Origin of the sequence: Gemmiger formicilis (assembly GCF_016901605.1) — a bacterium.
GTDB lineage: Bacteria > Bacillota > Clostridia > Oscillospirales > Ruminococcaceae > Gemmiger > Gemmiger formicilis_B.
The window spans coordinates 1-299 of the sequence record NZ_JACJKP010000580.1 but is presented as its reverse complement, the minus strand read 5'-3'; the positions used below and the strand labels follow the sequence as shown (position 1 = coordinate 299).

The following is a 299-nucleotide window of genomic DNA, read 5'->3' as shown; positions in this document are numbered from 1 at the left end:
ATGTTGATCTGCGAAGCGTAGAGGCCCAGGTCATGGTAGCGGGATTCGTAGGTCTGTACGGTGATCTCTTTTGCCGCAGGCATTTCGATCCCTTCAATGACGGCGGAAACCAGCTTTCCACCTTGCACGTTGGCGGCAGCGTCGGAGTCGATGGTGTCGTTTGTTCCCACATTTTTCTGCGTTGCCGTGTAATCGCCGAGCTTCACCGTTTCACCGCTCTCAAACTGAACGGCAAAATCGCCCTTGGGCAGATGGTGGAACCCGTAAGCGCCGGTGCCTCTGGTGTTATCGCTGGTTTC

The 299-nt window shown here is 55.5% G+C and carries 1 protein-coding gene; it reads right to left on the bottom strand.

The annotated features are described in order from the left end of the window. A partial coding sequence (locus H6B10_RS16010; RefSeq protein ID WP_204652423.1) for an SdrD B-like domain-containing protein occupies nt 1-299 on the bottom strand: 299 nt, incomplete at both ends.